The 16,062-nt window shown below is 40.0% G+C and carries 14 protein-coding genes and 1 pseudogene; 13 read left to right on the top strand and 2 right to left on the bottom strand.

Annotation, left to right across the window (positions count from 1 at the left end; translation table 11 throughout):
• Nucleotides 1–17 precede the first annotated feature (17 nt).
• The gene (locus LO761_RS01745) at nt 18–407 is read right to left on the bottom strand and encodes a DUF3276 family protein (RefSeq protein WP_272816619.1); all 390 of its coding nucleotides are present in this window, start codon (nt 405–407) and stop codon (nt 18–20) included.
• Nucleotides 408–616: 209 nt separating this feature from the next.
• Here LO761_RS01745 and LO761_RS01740 point away from each other — a divergent pair, with 209 nt between their 5' ends.
• The 4 genes from LO761_RS01740 to LO761_RS01725 are packed head-to-tail and all read left to right on the top strand — an operon-like array spanning nt 617 to nt 3,893.
• Nucleotides 617–1,504: a hypothetical protein gene (locus LO761_RS01740; RefSeq protein ID WP_272816618.1), complete on the top strand. Its 888-nt coding sequence runs from the start codon at nt 617–619 to the stop codon at nt 1,502–1,504.
• Between the two features lies 1 nt (nt 1,505).
• Entirely contained in the window at nt 1,506–1,970 is a 465-nt protein-coding gene (locus LO761_RS01735) for a S24/S26 family peptidase (protein WP_272816617.1), read from the top strand.
• Between the two features lies 1 nt (nt 1,971).
• Entirely contained in the window at nt 1,972–2,238 is a 267-nt protein-coding gene (locus LO761_RS01730; protein WP_272816616.1) for a PqqD family protein, read from the top strand.
• The gene (locus LO761_RS01725; RefSeq protein ID WP_272816615.1) at nt 2,238–3,893 is read left to right on the top strand and encodes an ABC transporter ATP-binding protein; all 1,656 of its coding nucleotides are present in this window, start codon (nt 2,238–2,240) and stop codon (nt 3,891–3,893) included. Before LO761_RS01730 ends, LO761_RS01725 begins: the two co-directional genes overlap by 1 nt.
• Nucleotides 3,894–4,152: 259 nt before the next feature.
• On the opposite strand, the gene clpB is transcribed toward LO761_RS01725, so the two are convergent.
• Entirely contained in the window at nt 4,153–6,741 is a 2,589-nt protein-coding gene (gene clpB, locus LO761_RS01720) for an ATP-dependent chaperone ClpB (protein WP_272816614.1), read from the bottom strand.
• 513 nt (nt 6,742–7,254) lie between these two features.
• Between clpB and LO761_RS01715 the strand changes: the two genes are divergently transcribed.
• The 9 genes and pseudogenes from LO761_RS01715 to LO761_RS01675 all read left to right on the top strand — a co-directional run bounded on the left by LO761_RS01715 (nt 7,255) and on the right by LO761_RS01675 (nt 15,729).
• Nucleotides 7,255–8,088 (top strand): GLPGLI family protein, encoded by an 834-nt coding sequence (locus tag LO761_RS01715; RefSeq protein ID WP_272816613.1) that lies wholly within the window; start codon nt 7,255–7,257, stop codon nt 8,086–8,088.
• 24 nt (nt 8,089–8,112) lie between these two features.
• Nucleotides 8,113–8,316 (top strand): peptidase associated/transthyretin-like domain-containing protein, encoded by a 204-nt coding sequence (locus LO761_RS01710; RefSeq protein ID WP_272816612.1) that lies wholly within the window; start codon nt 8,113–8,115, stop codon nt 8,314–8,316.
• Nucleotides 8,317–9,840 (top strand): TonB-dependent receptor, encoded by a 1,524-nt coding sequence (locus LO761_RS01705; protein WP_272816611.1) that lies wholly within the window; start codon nt 8,317–8,319, stop codon nt 9,838–9,840.
• A 218-nt stretch (nt 9,841–10,058) separates the two neighbouring features.
• Nucleotides 10,059–10,754, top strand: a complete 696-nt coding sequence (locus tag LO761_RS01700; protein WP_272816610.1) for a hypothetical protein — start codon at nt 10,059–10,061, stop codon at nt 10,752–10,754.
• Between the two features lie 41 nt (nt 10,755–10,795).
• Nucleotides 10,796–11,395 (top strand): hypothetical protein, encoded by a 600-nt coding sequence (locus LO761_RS01695; RefSeq protein ID WP_272816609.1) that lies wholly within the window; start codon nt 10,796–10,798, stop codon nt 11,393–11,395.
• A 220-nt stretch (nt 11,396–11,615) separates the two neighbouring features.
• Entirely contained in the window at nt 11,616–12,113 is a 498-nt protein-coding gene (locus tag LO761_RS01690) for an RNA polymerase sigma factor (RefSeq protein ID WP_272816608.1), read from the top strand.
• A complete protein-coding gene (locus LO761_RS01685) occupies nt 12,106–12,603 on the top strand; it encodes a hypothetical protein (protein WP_272816607.1) in 498 nt (165 codons plus the stop codon). Before LO761_RS01690 ends, LO761_RS01685 begins: the two co-directional genes overlap by 8 nt.
• A gap of 21 nt (nt 12,604–12,624) precedes the next feature.
• The gene (locus LO761_RS01680) at nt 12,625–13,293 is read left to right on the top strand and encodes a DUF5024 domain-containing protein (protein ID WP_272816606.1); all 669 of its coding nucleotides are present in this window, start codon (nt 12,625–12,627) and stop codon (nt 13,291–13,293) included.
• A 118-nt stretch (nt 13,294–13,411) separates the two neighbouring features.
• Nucleotides 13,412–15,729, top strand: a pseudogene (locus LO761_RS01675) (outer membrane beta-barrel family protein).
• Nucleotides 15,730–16,062: the final 333 nt, after the last annotated feature.

Genomic DNA, 16,062 nt, shown 5'->3' with positions numbered 1-16,062 from the left:
TGTTTACTTACGGAAAATTAAATCTCTATTTTTATTTTGTCAAAGTTTAACTCATCATTATTGTCCTTATCCTTTGTATCTTCGGGTATTTCCTCTTGTTCCTTTTCATTATAATGCGGAACGATGGGTCCTTGTGCGTCAACAATGTATTGGATAGTTTGGTTCAGACCGTTAGTGAATTTCTCAAAATCCTCTTTATATAGGAATATTTTATGCTTCTCGAAGCTTATTTGCGCGTCTTCTCCTTCTCCGTTAACGATTTTTTTACTCTCGGTGATTGCAATAAACATCTCGTCCTTACGGTTCTTTTTTACATCTAAGTAGTAGATTCTTTTTCCGGCTTTTATAGCTTTAGAGAAAACAATCTCTTTGTCGGAATCTTGCTGACTTTTCCTTTTATCTTCCATTTTTTGATATCTTGTTTTAAATTGAGTCCAAATTTGAATATTTTTTTTTAATACTCAAAGGAAAAAGAATATTATCTTACCGAAAAATTCTTTTTTATACTATCTGAATCGGGCGAGTGAAAGAAACTCATTGAATTAAGTCGCCGGATTTGCTTTTATATCGCAACTTTTTATTATTTTTATCCCAAAATTAAGACAATATTACAAAAGTGAAAACGTTTTTCTATAAAGTGGCAGACTTGGATTTTGCTATGCATTCCTCTGAGAATGAAACACTCAGCGACAGACTGAGTAATTATCAACCTTTTCTTATTTCTTCATCCGAAGATGTGATATTTCAGATAACTATACATGCGGATGGTACTCCTTTGCCGGAAGTTATGAAAGATGAGTTCCTGATAGATTTTGAAGAAGAGGGACAGAGGTTCTGTATTTATCGGCACAATGATAAGACGATGATTGAGATGACTTTATCTAATAAGTCTGAAGCGATTGCTTATTTAATTATCACAAAAGATTATGCTGAGGGGCAGTTGTATATTAAAGGTAACAGAGATTTCCGATTCTACGCGCTTAACAATGCCATGATGATGCTTTATGCTTTTGCCGGATCACAACATCATATTTTGCTTCAACACGCATCTGTTATTAAACGGAAAGGGAAAGGCTATCTGTTCCTTGGGAAGAGTGGGACGGGAAAGAGTACGCATAGTCGCTTATGGCTTAAATATATTGATGATACAGAACTTCTGAACGATGATAATCCGGCTATAGGAATCAGTAAAGATGGCAAAGTAAAGGTCTGGGGAACTCCATGGAGTGGCAAGACTCCTTGCTATAAGAACGATTCTGTTGAGATAGGCGGTTTCGTTCGTCTGTGGCAGGCTCCGAAGAACAATATTACCCCATTGGATACTCTTCAGGCATACGCTACGTTGCTTCCTACGGTATCGGGAATGAAGTGGGATAAACAGATGGCTGATGGCATGAATGAGACGTTGAATGAATTGGCGACGTACGTTCCTGTATTCAGTCTTGAGTGTTTACCTGATGAGGCTGCCGCGAAGATGAGCTTTCATGCTTTAACCGGAGAGTAAAATGGATGAGATAAAAATCAATAAACTGATTTTTCCCAACGCCATATTGTTGGGTGAAACCGAGCGTCTATTAGATGAAGGACGTAAAGTAACCATTCTGGTGAAAGGTAACAGTATGCTTCCTTTCATTACAGGCGATAAGGATAGCGTGGAGCTGGAAAAGTATCTTGAATATCAAATAGGGGATATCGTTTTGGCAAGAATTGCGGAAGGGCAATATGTGCTTCATCGCGTTATTTTCATTGAAGGAAATCAGCCGGACGCAAAAGTGGTGCTGATGGGGGATGGAAATATTCGCGGTATGGAGCAATGCTATCGGAAGCATATTATAGGAAGAGTGAATAAAATTATAAAAAAGAACAAAGAGATTAATCCGAACACTCCGGAGGAACGGAAGAAAGCTCGTCTATGGAAGCGACTCTTACCTGTCCGACGTTGGATTTTGGCTATATATAAACGTATATGATATGAAAATTAAGAAAGGATTTGTGTTACGTCGGATAGGCGATAAAGAAGTTGTGATAGGCGAAGGTCTGGCACAGGTAAATTTTAATAAAATTGTTGCGCTGAATGCTACAGCTGCTTATCTGTGGAAACAGTTGGAAGGTAAAGATTTTACTGAGCAGGATGTAGCTTCTCTTCTTGAGAAAGAGTATGAAATTGATGCCTCGGTAGCTGAAAGAGACGCGAAAGACATCATTGCCCGATGGACTGAAGTTGGATTAACAGAATAATGTTCACCACAGTCGGACGGATAGCAAAGTGGCTTTGGACGGCAACCAATGGTATTCGCCACCGGTTGCTGGTCAATTGCGCGCTCGGAGTGATTCGAGTAGCGGCGGGATTGTTGTTTATTTATTTCAGTAAGCAGCTGATAGATATGGCTACCGGATACATTGACCATACCGCTTTTATTTTTTATTTATATCTTGTTCTGTTGGTTGTTTTTATGTTTACCTCTATTGGCACGGCTTTAGCCAACAATTGGTACACCAATCAGACGGAGATAAAAATGAAAAACCGTATACGCCACAATCTTTTTACTCACCTGATGAATGTCAAGTGGATGGGAAAAGACCAACTCCATAGTGGAGATATTCTGAACCGTCTGGAAGAAGATGTGCGCGTGGTGACAGAGACAATATGCAGTTCTCTTCCGAACCTTGTTATAACATTGATAAATCTGTTAGCGGCTTTTCTGTTCCTTTATCATCTTAGTCCGGCTTTGGCATGGTGTATTGTCTTTACTATGCCTGTCTTCTTGGTGCTGAGCAAGATATATATTAAGCGGATGCGCAAACTGACTAAAGATATCCGGTCGACCGATAGCAATGTGCAGAGCGTGCTGCAGGAGAGCATTCAACATAAGACGGTGATTCAGACGATGGAACAGAATGGAATCATGGCCGATAAATTGGATTCCCTGCAACAAACGCTTTACGGACAGACTATGGACCGGACTAAATTCTCGCTGTTTTCCAGAGCGATGGTCTCGTTTGGCTTTATCACAGGGTATCTCATTGTTTTTATTTGGAGTGTCTTCCAGCTGAAGGCAGGGATTATTACCTTTGGTATCATGAGTGCATTCTTGCAATTGGTAAATCAGATTCAACGTCCTACGGTGGAGCTTACGCGACTGCTGCCTCAGTTTGTGCATGCTACTACTTCTATTGATCGACTGCATGAGTTGGAAATAATGCAGGGAGAGGATATTACGGAAAAGCATTGGCTGGAAGGGAAAGTCGGCATCCTTATGAAAGATGTTACCTTCGGCTATGAAGAAGGAGAGCCGGTGCTTTTGCATTTCACTCACGATTTTAAGCCCGGAAGCCGTACCGCTGTGATGGGAGAAACGGGAGCCGGTAAGAGCACGACTGTCCGACTGATTCTTTCGTTACTGAAACCACAGTCAGGGAGTATAGAACTTTATAATGAAAAAGAGCGTATCATTGCCGACGCGGAGAGCCGTTCTAACATGGTTTATGTTCCGCAAGGCAACTCTTTGCTTAGCGGAACCATTCGAGAGAACTTACTCTTGGGTGATCCCGATGCCACCGATGAACAACTCTATGATGTACTCCATACCACTGTTGCCGATTTTGTTAAAGATCTTCCGGAAGGACTTGATACTGTTTGCGGAGAGCAGGGTAGCGGACTGAGTGAAGGGCAGGCTCAGCGTATTGCCATCGCTCGCGGGTTGCTCCGAAAGGGTAGCGTCTTGCTTCTCGATGAGTTTAGTTCCTCTCTCGATAAAGGTACCGAACATTTCCTTATGCAACGTCTTATAGCGCATTATCCCGATAAGACGATGATTTTTATTACCCATCATGAGATGATAGCCGATTATTGCTCTGATACCATCCGATTGGAAAAGTATAAGAAGGTTTGAATGTTTGTGTAGCATAGATCGGCAAACTGATCCGTATGAGTTGCTCAAGTGATCCGCATGAGTTGTTCAACTGATCCGCATGAGTTGTTCAACTGATCCGCATGAGTTGTTCAATTAGATTGCGTCACTTTATTTGTTCATACGTTATAGAATATCTTTTTATAAAAATAAATCCGCAATACCAATCAACAGGCATTGCGGATTCTCTTTAAATGCGTTTCATTAACGAGTCAATAAATGCTATCTTATAGCGGAATCATTAATTCCTAAAGATTAAGCCATTCTCATTTGCTTCGACAATAATTGTCTTCGACTTGTCTACCTCACCACTCAACATTTTCTTTGCTAAGTCGTTCAGTAAGTAACGTTGCAGTGCACGCTTGACAGGACGGGCGCCAAACTCCGGATCGTAACCTACATGCGCAAGGAACTCTACAGCCTCGTTAGATATTTGCAATGTAACACCATTGCCACTCAATATTTTCTGTACACCTTTGATTTGCAACTTGACAATGTCTTTAATCTGATTCTGATTCAGTGGCAAGAACATGATGGTTTCATCAATACGATTCAGGAATTCCGGACGAATCGTCTTCTTCAGCATGTTTAATATTTCTTGCTTGGTTTCCTCGATAATCAGTTCCTTGTTCCGGTCATTCATCTTCTCGAACTGACTCTGGATGTACTGACTGCCCAAGTTAGAAGTCATGATGATAATGGTGTTCTTGAAATTTACCGTGCGACCTTTACTGTCGGTCAATCGACCATCATCCAATACCTGAAGCAGGATATTGAACACATCAGGGTGAGCCTTTTCTATTTCATCGAATAAGACTACGGAGTACGGCTTACGACGAACTGCTTCAGTCAACTGACCGCCTTCTTCGTAACCGACATATCCCGGAGGCGCGCCGATTAAACGAGAGACACTGAACTTCTCTTGGTACTCGCTCATATCAATTCGAGTCATCATCTTTTCATCATTGAAGAGATAGTCGGCTAACGCCTTTGCTAATTCCGTCTTTCCAACACCTGTGGTACCTAAGAAGATAAACGAACCGATGGGACGGTTGGGGTCTTGCAGTCCTGCACGACTGCGGCGTACGGCATCGCTGACAGCCTTGATAGCCTCATCCTGACCGATGACGCGTTTGTGCAACTCATCTTCCATGTAAAGCAGCTTTTCGCGTTCGCTTTGCATCATCTTGGTTACCGGTATGCCGGTCCAACGCGAAACGACTTCGGCAATGTCGTTTGCCGTAACCTCTTCTTTGATCATCGCGTTACCGCCCTGTGTTGCTTTTAACTTTTCCTGAATCTGTTTGATGTCATTATCAAGGTTCCGGAGTTTGCCGTAACGGATTTCAGCCACTTTGCCGTAATCACCTTCGCGTTCAGCACGGTCGGCTTCATACTTCAATTGCTCCATCTGCTTTTTATTCTCCTGAATCTTGTTTACCAAGTTCTTTTCGGCTTGCCATTTCGCACGTAACGAAGTCTCCTGCTCCTGTAAATCGGAAATATCCTTATTTAATAGAGCTAACTTTGCTTCATCCTTTTCACGTTTGATGGCTTCACGCTCAATTTCCAGCTGCTTTAATTTACGAGTGATCTCATCCAGTTCTTCAGGAACAGAATCACGCTCCATTCTTAACTTGGCAGCCGCTTCATCCATCAGGTCGATGGCCTTATCCGGTAAGAAACGCTCTGTGATGTAACGGTCGCTCAACTGAACGGCAGCGATGATGGCTTCGTCCATGATACGCACTTTATGATGATTCTCGTAACGTTCTTTCAAACCACGCAGAATGGAGATAGCATCTTCAACCGACGGCTCATCCACCATCACAGTCTGGAACCTACGTTCCAGTGCTTTATCTTTCTCGAAGTATTTTTGATATTCGTCGAAGGTGGTAGCGCCTATACAGCGAATCTCACCACGAGCCAAAGCAGGTTTTAGTATATTGGCGGCATCCATGGCACCTTCGCTCTGTCCTGCGCCTACCAAAGTGTGAATCTCATCAATAAACAGTATGATGTTACCTTCCGAGGCTTTCACCTCATTGATAACCGACTTCAACCGCTCCTCAAATTCTCCTTTGTATTTAGCACCGGCAATCAAGGCACCCATATCTAACGAGTAAACCACTTTATCTTTCAAGTTTTCAGGCACATCGCCACGGATGACACGGTGAGCCAATCCTTCTATGATGGCTGTCTTGCCGGTACCCGGAGCACCCAACAATATCGGATTGTTCTTTGTTCGACGACTTAATATTTGCAGTATGCGTCGGATTTCCTCGTCACGACCAATGACAGGGTCAAGTTTACCCTCACGGGCTTGTTCGTTCAGGTTAATAGCGTACTTGCTCAGAGCCTGATAATTGGAATCAGCCGACTGTGATGTAACCTTGTTTCCCTGACGCAACTCCTGAATAGCCGCACGAAGGTCAGCCTCGTTCATGCCGTTATCTTTTAATATTGAAGAAACACCGCTGTTAACAGTCAGCAACGCGAGAATGATGGCTTCCACAGAAACAAATTGATCGCCCATTTCAGAGGCATATTGGTTTGCTTTCTGCAACACATCGTTGCTTTCTCGGCTTAAATAAGATTCTCCACCCGATACTTTGGGAAAAGACGCTATCTTTTGGGTGAGTTGTGTACTGATTTGTTGAGTATTAATGCCCAATTTTTGGAAAATGAAATTGGTAACATTCTCGCTCACTTTCAGCACTCCGGCTAAAAGATGTTCCGGTTCAATAGCTTGTTGACCGTTGCGTTGTGCAAGGTTCACCGCTTCTTGAATCGCCTCTTGAGATTTAATTGTAAAGTTATCAAAATTCATATATTTAAAATTTTAGTTATCTGTATTTATTTATTATGTTGTTTGCATGAACTTTTTTGTGTTCAGCATAACGCTTATCTGTGAGCAAAGTGTATTCCCATTTGAGTTAAAATCGGAATTCTTTTGATAGTTAGACATTTTGACCGGAATCATGTAATTTTGACGGAGAAAAGGAAGGGACTACCGATATGATTTAGAATGTTAGTGTGTTTGTTTTAGTTTCTTCTTTTCGCTTTCATGGGTTAAAGTAAATTAAAGTTATAATGGTATGTATTGCTTTATCAAAATAAATAGTTACATTTATAGCATAAGTATTGAAAATAGAACTTATTACCATTGATAGCTTGTGTTTCATTGCAAAAACGCCATTAAATGTGTTTTAATGGTATAATAAATAATGAAATAGAATATAATAGATACCGGTTGATATTATTATTCAGACCATATACTGACAAAAGGAGCGGAAGTCGAAAAGCTTGTAGAATAGGTTATAAACATTCATTCTTCTACCTTATGAAAAGACAATTATTATTACTAATGATTGTGGTGTTGGGAATTGGGACTTTCTCTAATGTCTATGCTCAAAAGCATGATGATATGGAGATAAGTTTGAGATATATTGCCAAGTTTAGAATATGGGAAGAATCACCTAAGCTCTATGAGGATGAAAAAGTGTTGGAAATAGGGAAAGAATATTCTGTTTTTTACGGTTTGTGGAATACCCGCAGAGATGAGATTAAGGATAGTATCTCAGCACGAGGCGGATCGCTGTCGGACATTCTGCAGGCAATACAGCAAAGCGGATATCCTTTGTCTAAGCAGCATTATGTTGTTTATAAAAACTATCCGGAAAAAGGCAAATTGACTTATACGGATAAAGTCTTTAAAAAGTTCAAGTACACCGAAACGATGGAAAGACCGGTGTGGAAAATACTTGAAGGAGATAGTCTGATTCATGACTATCCTTGCCAAAAGGCGCAAACTGAATTTCGGGGTCGTATTTGGACTGTATGGTTCACACCGGCTATTCCCGTAAGTGACGGACCTTGGAAGCTTTATGGGTTGCCCGGCTTAATACTTATCGCCAAAGACAATACCGCACACTTTTCATTCGAATGTATTGCTATAAAACAGGGAAACGGAAGAAAAATGAAGACGCTACAAGGAAGCTATCAGAATTGTACTGCACGGAAGTTGGCAGAGATGTACACGCTGATGGCCAAAGACCCCATGGCGTATCTACAGCAATTCGGTATCGATCCCATGAAAGCCACAGATGCCAATGGCAGACCAATGCAGTATAAAGAACGGCATCCCGTATTAATGGAACTTTTACCGAATAAATAGCTACACACAATAAAAGTGAAAGCAATGAATCTATTCCAACGATGCTTGTTACCGATTGTTGGCATCTTCTGTCATCTTACCATCTTTGCCCAGACTTTCATTTACGAGGGACGAGTGGTGGATGATAAGGATGTACCTATGGAAACCGTCTCTGTCTCTTTTTTGCGCGAAAATAAGAGTATATGTCAGTTTGCGATTACAGATGCCGACGGCAAGTTTCAGATATAAATGAAAGAGCAACCGGTATTTATATCTTTTTCTTATTTAGGTTATAAAACAATGGTAGTGCCCATTTCCGATTATCGCAAAGGTGGTGTATACCGAATGGTTCCTACTGAATTTAAATTAAAGGAGGTAGAGGTTACATCAAAGCGTTTGCAGGTTCATGAAGATACATTGGTGTATGCGGTAAGTGGTTACAAGATGCCACAGGATAGAAGTATAGCCGATGTACTGCGGAAAATGCCGGGCATAGAGGTGCTTCACAATGGAAGTATTCGCTTTGAGGATAAGAGTATATCCAAACTTTATATTGAGGGAATGGACCTGATGGGAAATAATTATGCGTTGGCTACGAATAACCTTTCGGGGAAAGTGGTCAAAGAGGTACAAGTACTGCGTAACCATCAGCAGATAGCAGCTTTGCGAGGTAAGAATTTCGGCGAGCAAGCAGCCATCAACTTGGTGCTGCAGGATGATGTGAAATTCACGCTTTCAGGAATATTGGAAGCAGGGGGCGGATGGAATCATACCAAAGATGGTTTATGGAATGTACGTGCCATGGCGATGTTGTTCGGTAAGAAGCATCAGAACTTAAGTCTGTATAAGAGTAACAACGTTGGTATCAATACAGCTCATGAACTGACTCCGCAGATTACTGAATCCGATTGGGTAATTCCGAGTACACAGATGATGCTCCAATCGCCTGCTGTACGTATGGACCTGATAGATGAAGAACGTTATTTGGACAACAAAGAACATTTGGCAGCCACTAATCACCTGATGCAGTTCAATAAGAAGAACAGTTTGCGTTTGCAGTTTAATTATCTGAATGCCGATCGACAACAGACGGACGAAACGACGACTCGATATTTTTATCCCAATCAAACGGTTACGTATAATGAATTGAATCAGATAGATACCGAGTCAGATCAGTTGCAGGGCGAAATTACCTACGAACGGAACGCAGACAGAAAGTTTATCAAGAATAGATTATCCGGAACATGGAAGCGCGATCAGGCGCTTCAAGATTTTCTGATGAATCGTGAAACGATGAATCAGGCGTTTACCACTACCCGACGACAGCTATCCAATCGCTTTCAGTGGGTACAGCCTTTGGGAGAAAAAAATATCTTCAAACTTACTTCGCTTTATACTTGGGAGGAATTACCTCAACGTCTTACCGTCAGTCCGGGAATCTTTCCGGAACTGCTTAACGACAGCGTGGCTTACACTTCGTTTCAACAATCAGTAAAGCAGCGAAACTTCTATACCAAGAATGCAACCGACTGGCAATTCAAGCTGTTTGATTTTTATGTCGGTACTCAAATCGGAATTGATTATCAGCGCGAAGAATTAGTATCCGGAATCAGCGGAACAGGAATAAACGAAGATTTCAATACTTCCCATTCATTTGTCAATGATGTATGTTTCAGTGATCTGCATTTGCATGCGACTCCACATCTGCAATATCAGCAGAAAAGTTTTCGGATGAGTTTGCGGTTCCTTTCTCTTATCACCTCTATCGGTTGACAGAAGCAAACAAATATTTGCAGAAATGCCGATTCCATAAGGTATTCGTAGAACCCCGTTTAAATATTACCTACGGAATAAGTCCGCTGTGGACTGTGATGCCGATAGTACGGTACTATTATCAAACACCCGACATTCAACAACTCTATTCACAATATATTTTTACGCAATACCGTTAGGCATCAAGAAGTTCAGGTTTCTATACGTATAGTAACTGGATGGCTGCTAATACGCTGAAATTTAATAATCCGCTGAACGGATGGTTTTGGTCGCTTACCGGAAGTGTAGTACTCAGTAAGCACGACAAGATGGCAAAGGCGACACAAGACGGTATGCTACATGCAACTGAAATGATAGACCGTAAGCATAAAGTCTTGAGCTGGTTGGTACGTACTCGGTTGACTAAGACATTAGGTTTTTGGAAAACATTCGTGGGGTTAACCGCTCAATATATGGAAAACCATCAAAAGGTGCTAATGTCAGATGAAGTAGTGCCTTACCATACAAAGACTGTAACTATTACAGGAAATTATGCCTTGCAGCCCAATCGCTACCTGAGTATTGAGGGGAGCGAAAGATTCGGTTATACTACGTTGAGCAGTCCAGTGATGACTCATAGCCATGCTTCCAGCTTGGTAAATAAATGTGATGTGAACGTATTCCCGTCGGATATATGGAAAATAAAATGGAGCAATGCTTGGTATACAAACTATCGACCGAAGCAGTCATCTATCTATTTCATGAATTTCTCTGTAGTTTACACGCCTAAGACTTTCGACCTTGAATTACAGGTGAACAATGTGCTTGATAAACAATTGTATCAACAAAATACGCTAACCGCGATGACTGAGCATATCGTTTGTCAATCATTCCGTCCGAGAGAAATTTTGTTGAAGGCAACTTGGTACTATTAATTTTTATGCTATCTTTGCAGCCCATAAAAATAAACTTCAATATGAAAAAGATAATTGCGGGAATTGTATGGATACTTGGTGTTTTCACAACGATATCAGCTCAAGAAAGCAAAACTTCTATCAGCGATCGTCCAACAAAGAATATTTCGGTTGAGATACTCGGTCCGTCTAACCTGATTGGTGTCCATTACGATGCTCGTTTTAAGGGAAACAAAGGATGGGGATACAGCATTGGCGCAGGTTGGGGATTCTCTCAATCAAGTGACATCTTTAACAATCTTGATAGGTTTAATTCCATCTCTCTGATACCCCGAATGAACTATCTTATCGGCCGAAAGAACCACAAATTAGAGTTAGGCTTTGGTACTAATATTGGTTATGTATTTGGTAAAGAAGAATACAATACCTATAAAAAAGTGGGTGCGAAAGATGGGGTGACGCAATGGGAAGTGGATAAACATGTGAAAGAACATCATCAATTCCTTGGGTACTATTTTTTTGGTAATATAGGTTATCGTCGTCAGGCACTTCATGGTTTTGTATTTCGTGCGGGAGTATCTCCAGCTTTTGGCTTTGGCGGAAGTCATTCTATTGATAAACTATATATTCTTCCCTATATCAGCTTTGGTAAGTCGTTCTAATTAAGCTGTTACAAAAAGGGTGTAATCGTTCATGGTGGTTTCCTTGTCCTGACAGTGGAAGCTCATCGGTTTTAGAGGTATGTGTATGGTTAGTCTGTTTCGAAACAGATTAACGGGATAATCTTTTTCCTCTTTCCGTTATTCTTAATAAGAGTTAAATATGATAGAAGTTGACTTTCCGGAGTAATAAACATCTATCTTCATGTGTCTGCTTTATGAAATGGAACAGAAAGAATTCGAGACAATAGTTCGAAATATTCGTTCCCATGTGTTGCGTGTAGCGACTCGTTATATGGGTAATGATGATGATGGGGAAGATGTGACTCAGGACGTGATGCTGAAGTTGTGGTGTCTTCGAGACAAACTTGATGAATACCGCTCTGTAGAGGCATTAGCGGTCGTGATGGCAAAGAATATTGCATTAAACCGAATACGGTCTGCTTTGAAATTAGTTGGGGAGGATATGCACGAGGAATTCTCCGATAAAGATAATCCTGAGGTTGCTTATATCAATAAGGAAGAGGAGAAACGGGTGATGGAATTAATCAGTCAACTGCCCGACGTACAGCAGGCGACACTTCGGATGAAGCATATTGACGGGATGGAAGTGAGTGAGATAGCGAGTACCATCGGGAGTACGGAGAATGCGGTACGTGTAAACCTTGCTCGGGCAAGAAAGAAGATTTTGAGTTATTTTAATTTAGATGATTATGAATGAGCAAAAAGCAAAAGAACAGATTGAACGTTTCTTGAATGGGGAGACTACGAATGCGGAAGAGAAAGATCTCTATGCTTTTTTTGCCGGTACAGATGTTCCTCACTCTCTGAAAAAGTATCAGCCAATGTTTTTGTGGTATGCCGGAGGAATGAAAGGGGAACTTTCTAAGAAGCAGCGTATGGCTTTTCAGCTTTGGAAGAAGTTGTGTATAGCTGCGTCGGTAGTTGTGGTGCTTGGTGCCGGACTTGGGATATATCACCGTGTAGATAATCGGAAGTATGAGTATCTTGAAGGAAGCTATATCATTCGTAATGGAAAGAAGATAACCGATATAAAGACCATTCTACCGGAACTGAAACAGACGAACAAATTGGCTGTCGAGCAGATACGGAAAGCAGAGAAAGTATTGAATTTTGATGTGGATAAGTACATGGAGAATTTAGAGAAGAAAACAGAGGAAGGTGATAAAGATAATTTACCCATAATATGAAATCATTAAATTAATTAAGATATGAAAGCGAATAAATTGTTTCTTGCCTTTATGGCAGTAGGTTTGTTGAGTTTGGGCAGCATTACAAAAGTAATGGCACAACAACGTATAGACAAAATAGTCGATGAGTTGGAAAAGAAAGGAGTAAACGTGAATACGGTTGTGAAGCGAAATGCCAAAAAGGAGGTGTACTTTACATCTAAGACGCTTACTTTTGTGAGTAAAGAAGGGAATTATGCCCGTCAGTTAGAGGAGGCATTTGATAAAGATGGTGAGAACGCGACAACCGTAACGAAGAATAAGAGTGGCTCGAGCGCAATGACGTATACGCTTGTGTTTAAAGATAAGAAAAAGTCTATCTATGTGATGACTATAAGCGGAGCACAAAATAATCCGACAGTGGTTATTACTGTATCCTGTCGTGACCGGACTGTTCAGGCTGATAAGGATGATTGGAAATCAGAGCTTTTTGATTTTAGCGATGGTACATCATTGATCCTCCCGAAGACAATGGATTCTGTGAGTCATGTATTAGAAGGAATAGATTTTAATAAATTCAAGTTTTCTGATGAGATGAAAAAAGGATTCGATGATGCGTTGAATTCCATTAATAAAATTGACTGGAACGATTTGAAACAAAAGATAAATGACGCTTTCCAGAAAGGAGAGATTGTCTGTTTAGCAGACTGATCATTTACTTAGTATGTAATGATCCGTACTCGAACCAGAGGATAAAGTTTACATGTTCTTATATATTAAAATAGCAGTTGAGTATGTAATGATCCGTACTCGAACCAGAGGATAAAGTGTGTGGATTTATGAAAAAATACTTATAATATTTATCTTTTTGTTCTCATCTTCATTTGTTTATGCTCAAGAAATAAAAGGTACAATCGTAGATAAAAAGGGGGAGCCGATAATGTTTGCGAATGTTATTGAACAGACAAAGGATTCCTTATTTATCACAGGAACTACTACTGATGCCAAGGGTTGTTTCGTGATACTCAAAGCAACAGATGCTGCCATATTAAGAGTATCGTATGTGGGATATGTCACGCTTTTCCATGACATTTCATCTGTAGACCGGAACGAAAATTGGGGGGAAATGGTTCTTGATAATAGCCAAAAGGTGTTGTCGGAAGTGGTTATAAAGGCTTCCAGACCTCTTTTTAAGCAAATAGGTAATTCGATATTTACCCAAGTGAAAGGAACTATTCTTTCTGAACTCAATACTATGGATGAATTACTACCACAGTTGCCCGGAGTGATAAAAGGACTATCGGGCGGGATAGAAATTTTTGGAAAGGGAAGTCCTATAATATATATAAATAAAAGACCAATGAGGTTGAACAGCGAATTAGAACGCCTTCTTCCATCCGATATAAAAGATATAGAATTGGTAACTTCTCCTGGACCGGAATATAATGCTTCGGGCAGGGCAGTAATAAAGATAACAACCATAAATAAGAATGAAGGGTTTTCTTTTCTGTCGAAAACAAATTTGAAGCAAAGTGACTATATATCCGGCAGGCAAAGTGTTGTTTTAGGTTATCAGTTTCAGAGACTTAGTATTGCAGGCAATTTAGGATACAAATACAATCACGGCCTTCTATCGCAACCGGCTTCCACAGAGCTACTAATCGAAAATAAGCTACATCAATATGACAAAGGACAATGGGGAGAGACCCGAGTCCCTGCCTATGATTATCAGTTGAGCGCAGACTATGACATTAATGATAGTAATTCGGTAGGTTTGTCTTTTGATGGAACACAAAATACAAATAAGGAATGGAGAAAAGGAACCTTAGATTATAGGGTAAATAACATTTCTGCTAATTCTGCCCTAATTGATAATCATTATAAAAATAAAGTCAATTATCAACATATCAATACGTTTTATGATGGAACTTTTGGTAGAGTCAACACCACTCTCAATGCTGATTATGTGCATAACGAGAATGATTATACACAGAACACCATAGAGAATCATCCGAAACTACCATCAATTAACACCCATAGCATAGGAAAAGGAAAACAAGATATGCTTGCCATAAAGTCCGATTGGGTACTAAAAATATCTCCGCAGACGAAAATGATGTGGGGAGCTGATTGGGGGTATACAAACAGTAACGGCAATATGTCTGTCTCTTCTACCAACAAGGTAAATACAGATTATAAAACACGAGAAAACAAGTATGCTGTATTTGTTGAGTTAACCAAAAGCTTTAAGGACTTAACATTATCCGGAGGCTTACGTTATGAAGATTACATTTACCAATACGATGATATTATCGCTGACAACACCCTTCGCAAACATTATAAGCATTTTTCCCATCATTCAAGGCTGCGTACAATAGTGGTTCATGGAATCATACTTTAGCCTTTTCATCACAAATCAATCGTCCCACATTTAGACAGATGAGTAACGCGAACTATTATGGCAATGAGTATATGTATCAACAGGGAAATCCACAACTTACTCCGTCAAAGTTATATTCCATGCAATACTATTCAGTTTATAAGTTTATAAAATTCTCGGTGGAATACACTTATCAGAAAGACTACATTGCATTGAATTTTTATAATAACGGGAAAGATAACATGGTGCTGAGTACGTATAAGAACTTCCCAACAAAGCAGAACCTTAATGCATATATAAATTTGCAAAAGAAATGGGGAATATGGAGTCCCTCTTTATCATTGGGAATTAGCCAGCCTTTTTTCAAATGCAATTATAGAGGTGAAGAAATAAAACATAATAGGGCTTCGGCTTATGTGGTTTTCAATCAGTTTTTCCAATTACCACATAACTATATGCTATCCTCTTATGTTTATTATAACACAGGGGGTAATCAGGGAGCGGTAAAATTAGAACCTTTCCATTCTATTGATTTAGGACTTCAAAAATCATTTTTATCAAATAAGTTGATGATAAGTTTAAATGCGAAAGATATTTTTCACGGCATGAAATTCAAGGAAACCGAGCTATTGGATGCTTTCTATTTTACGCAAACAGAAAACTATCATCTTTGGAATTACTCGCTAAATATCACGTATCGAATCAATTCCAAGAAAACAAAATATAGAGGAAAGAACGCTCTTGATTCCGATATTAAACGATTATAAACCAGTCTGTCTTTTCGTGTATCACTATCTCTTTGTAAGATGATACGCAGGCTTTTTGTCAACCATGAGTATCTACTGCCGAACCGATGCGTATGAAGATGAAAAGTCATCCGCGTGAGTTGATTGATTCATGCGTATGAGTTGATCGGTTCATGCGTATGAGTTGATCAGTTCATGCGTATGAGTTGGTTAACTCATACGTATCACTTTCCCCAATTCTCTTTATGACCAATTAAAACAACCTGACGACAAAATAAAAACATCGTTTAATACACTGTAAGGTCTTTTATTTTTTATTGAATTTTTCCACGTATCAGGCTTGAAGGATGTGAA

This window comes from Phocaeicola oris (assembly GCF_021295095.1).
GTDB lineage: Bacteria > Bacteroidota > Bacteroidia > Bacteroidales > Bacteroidaceae > Phocaeicola > Phocaeicola oris.
Note: the sequence above shows the minus strand (reverse complement) of the source record. Positions and strands in the feature narration are given on the sequence as shown.

Coding starts and splice junctions, on each gene's coding strand:
- LO761_RS01705 (WP_272816611.1), top strand. CDS start 8,317: ATGAAAGAGCAACCGGTATTTATATCTTTTTCTTATTTAGGTTATAAA.
- LO761_RS01715 (WP_272816613.1), top strand. CDS start 7,255: ATGAAAAGACAATTATTATTACTAATGATTGTGGTGTTGGGAATTGGG.
- LO761_RS01730 (WP_272816616.1), top strand. CDS start 1,972: ATGAAAATTAAGAAAGGATTTGTGTTACGTCGGATAGGCGATAAAGAA.
- LO761_RS01690 (WP_272816608.1), top strand. CDS start 11,616: ATGGAACAGAAAGAATTCGAGACAATAGTTCGAAATATTCGTTCCCAT.
- LO761_RS01685 (WP_272816607.1), top strand. CDS start 12,106: ATGAATGAGCAAAAAGCAAAAGAACAGATTGAACGTTTCTTGAATGGG.
- LO761_RS01680 (WP_272816606.1), top strand. CDS start 12,625: ATGAAAGCGAATAAATTGTTTCTTGCCTTTATGGCAGTAGGTTTGTTG.
- LO761_RS01695 (WP_272816609.1), top strand. CDS start 10,796: ATGAAAAAGATAATTGCGGGAATTGTATGGATACTTGGTGTTTTCACA.
- LO761_RS01725 (WP_272816615.1), top strand. CDS start 2,238: ATGTTCACCACAGTCGGACGGATAGCAAAGTGGCTTTGGACGGCAACC.
- LO761_RS01700 (WP_272816610.1), top strand. CDS start 10,059: ATGGCTGCTAATACGCTGAAATTTAATAATCCGCTGAACGGATGGTTT.
- LO761_RS01710 (WP_272816612.1), top strand. CDS start 8,113: ATGAATCTATTCCAACGATGCTTGTTACCGATTGTTGGCATCTTCTGT.
- LO761_RS01735 (WP_272816617.1), top strand. CDS start 1,506: ATGGATGAGATAAAAATCAATAAACTGATTTTTCCCAACGCCATATTG.
- clpB (WP_272816614.1), bottom strand. CDS start 6,741: ATGAATTTTGATAACTTTACAATTAAATCTCAAGAGGCGATTCAAGAA.
- LO761_RS01745 (WP_272816619.1), bottom strand. CDS start 407: ATGGAAGATAAAAGGAAAAGTCAGCAAGATTCCGACAAAGAGATTGTT.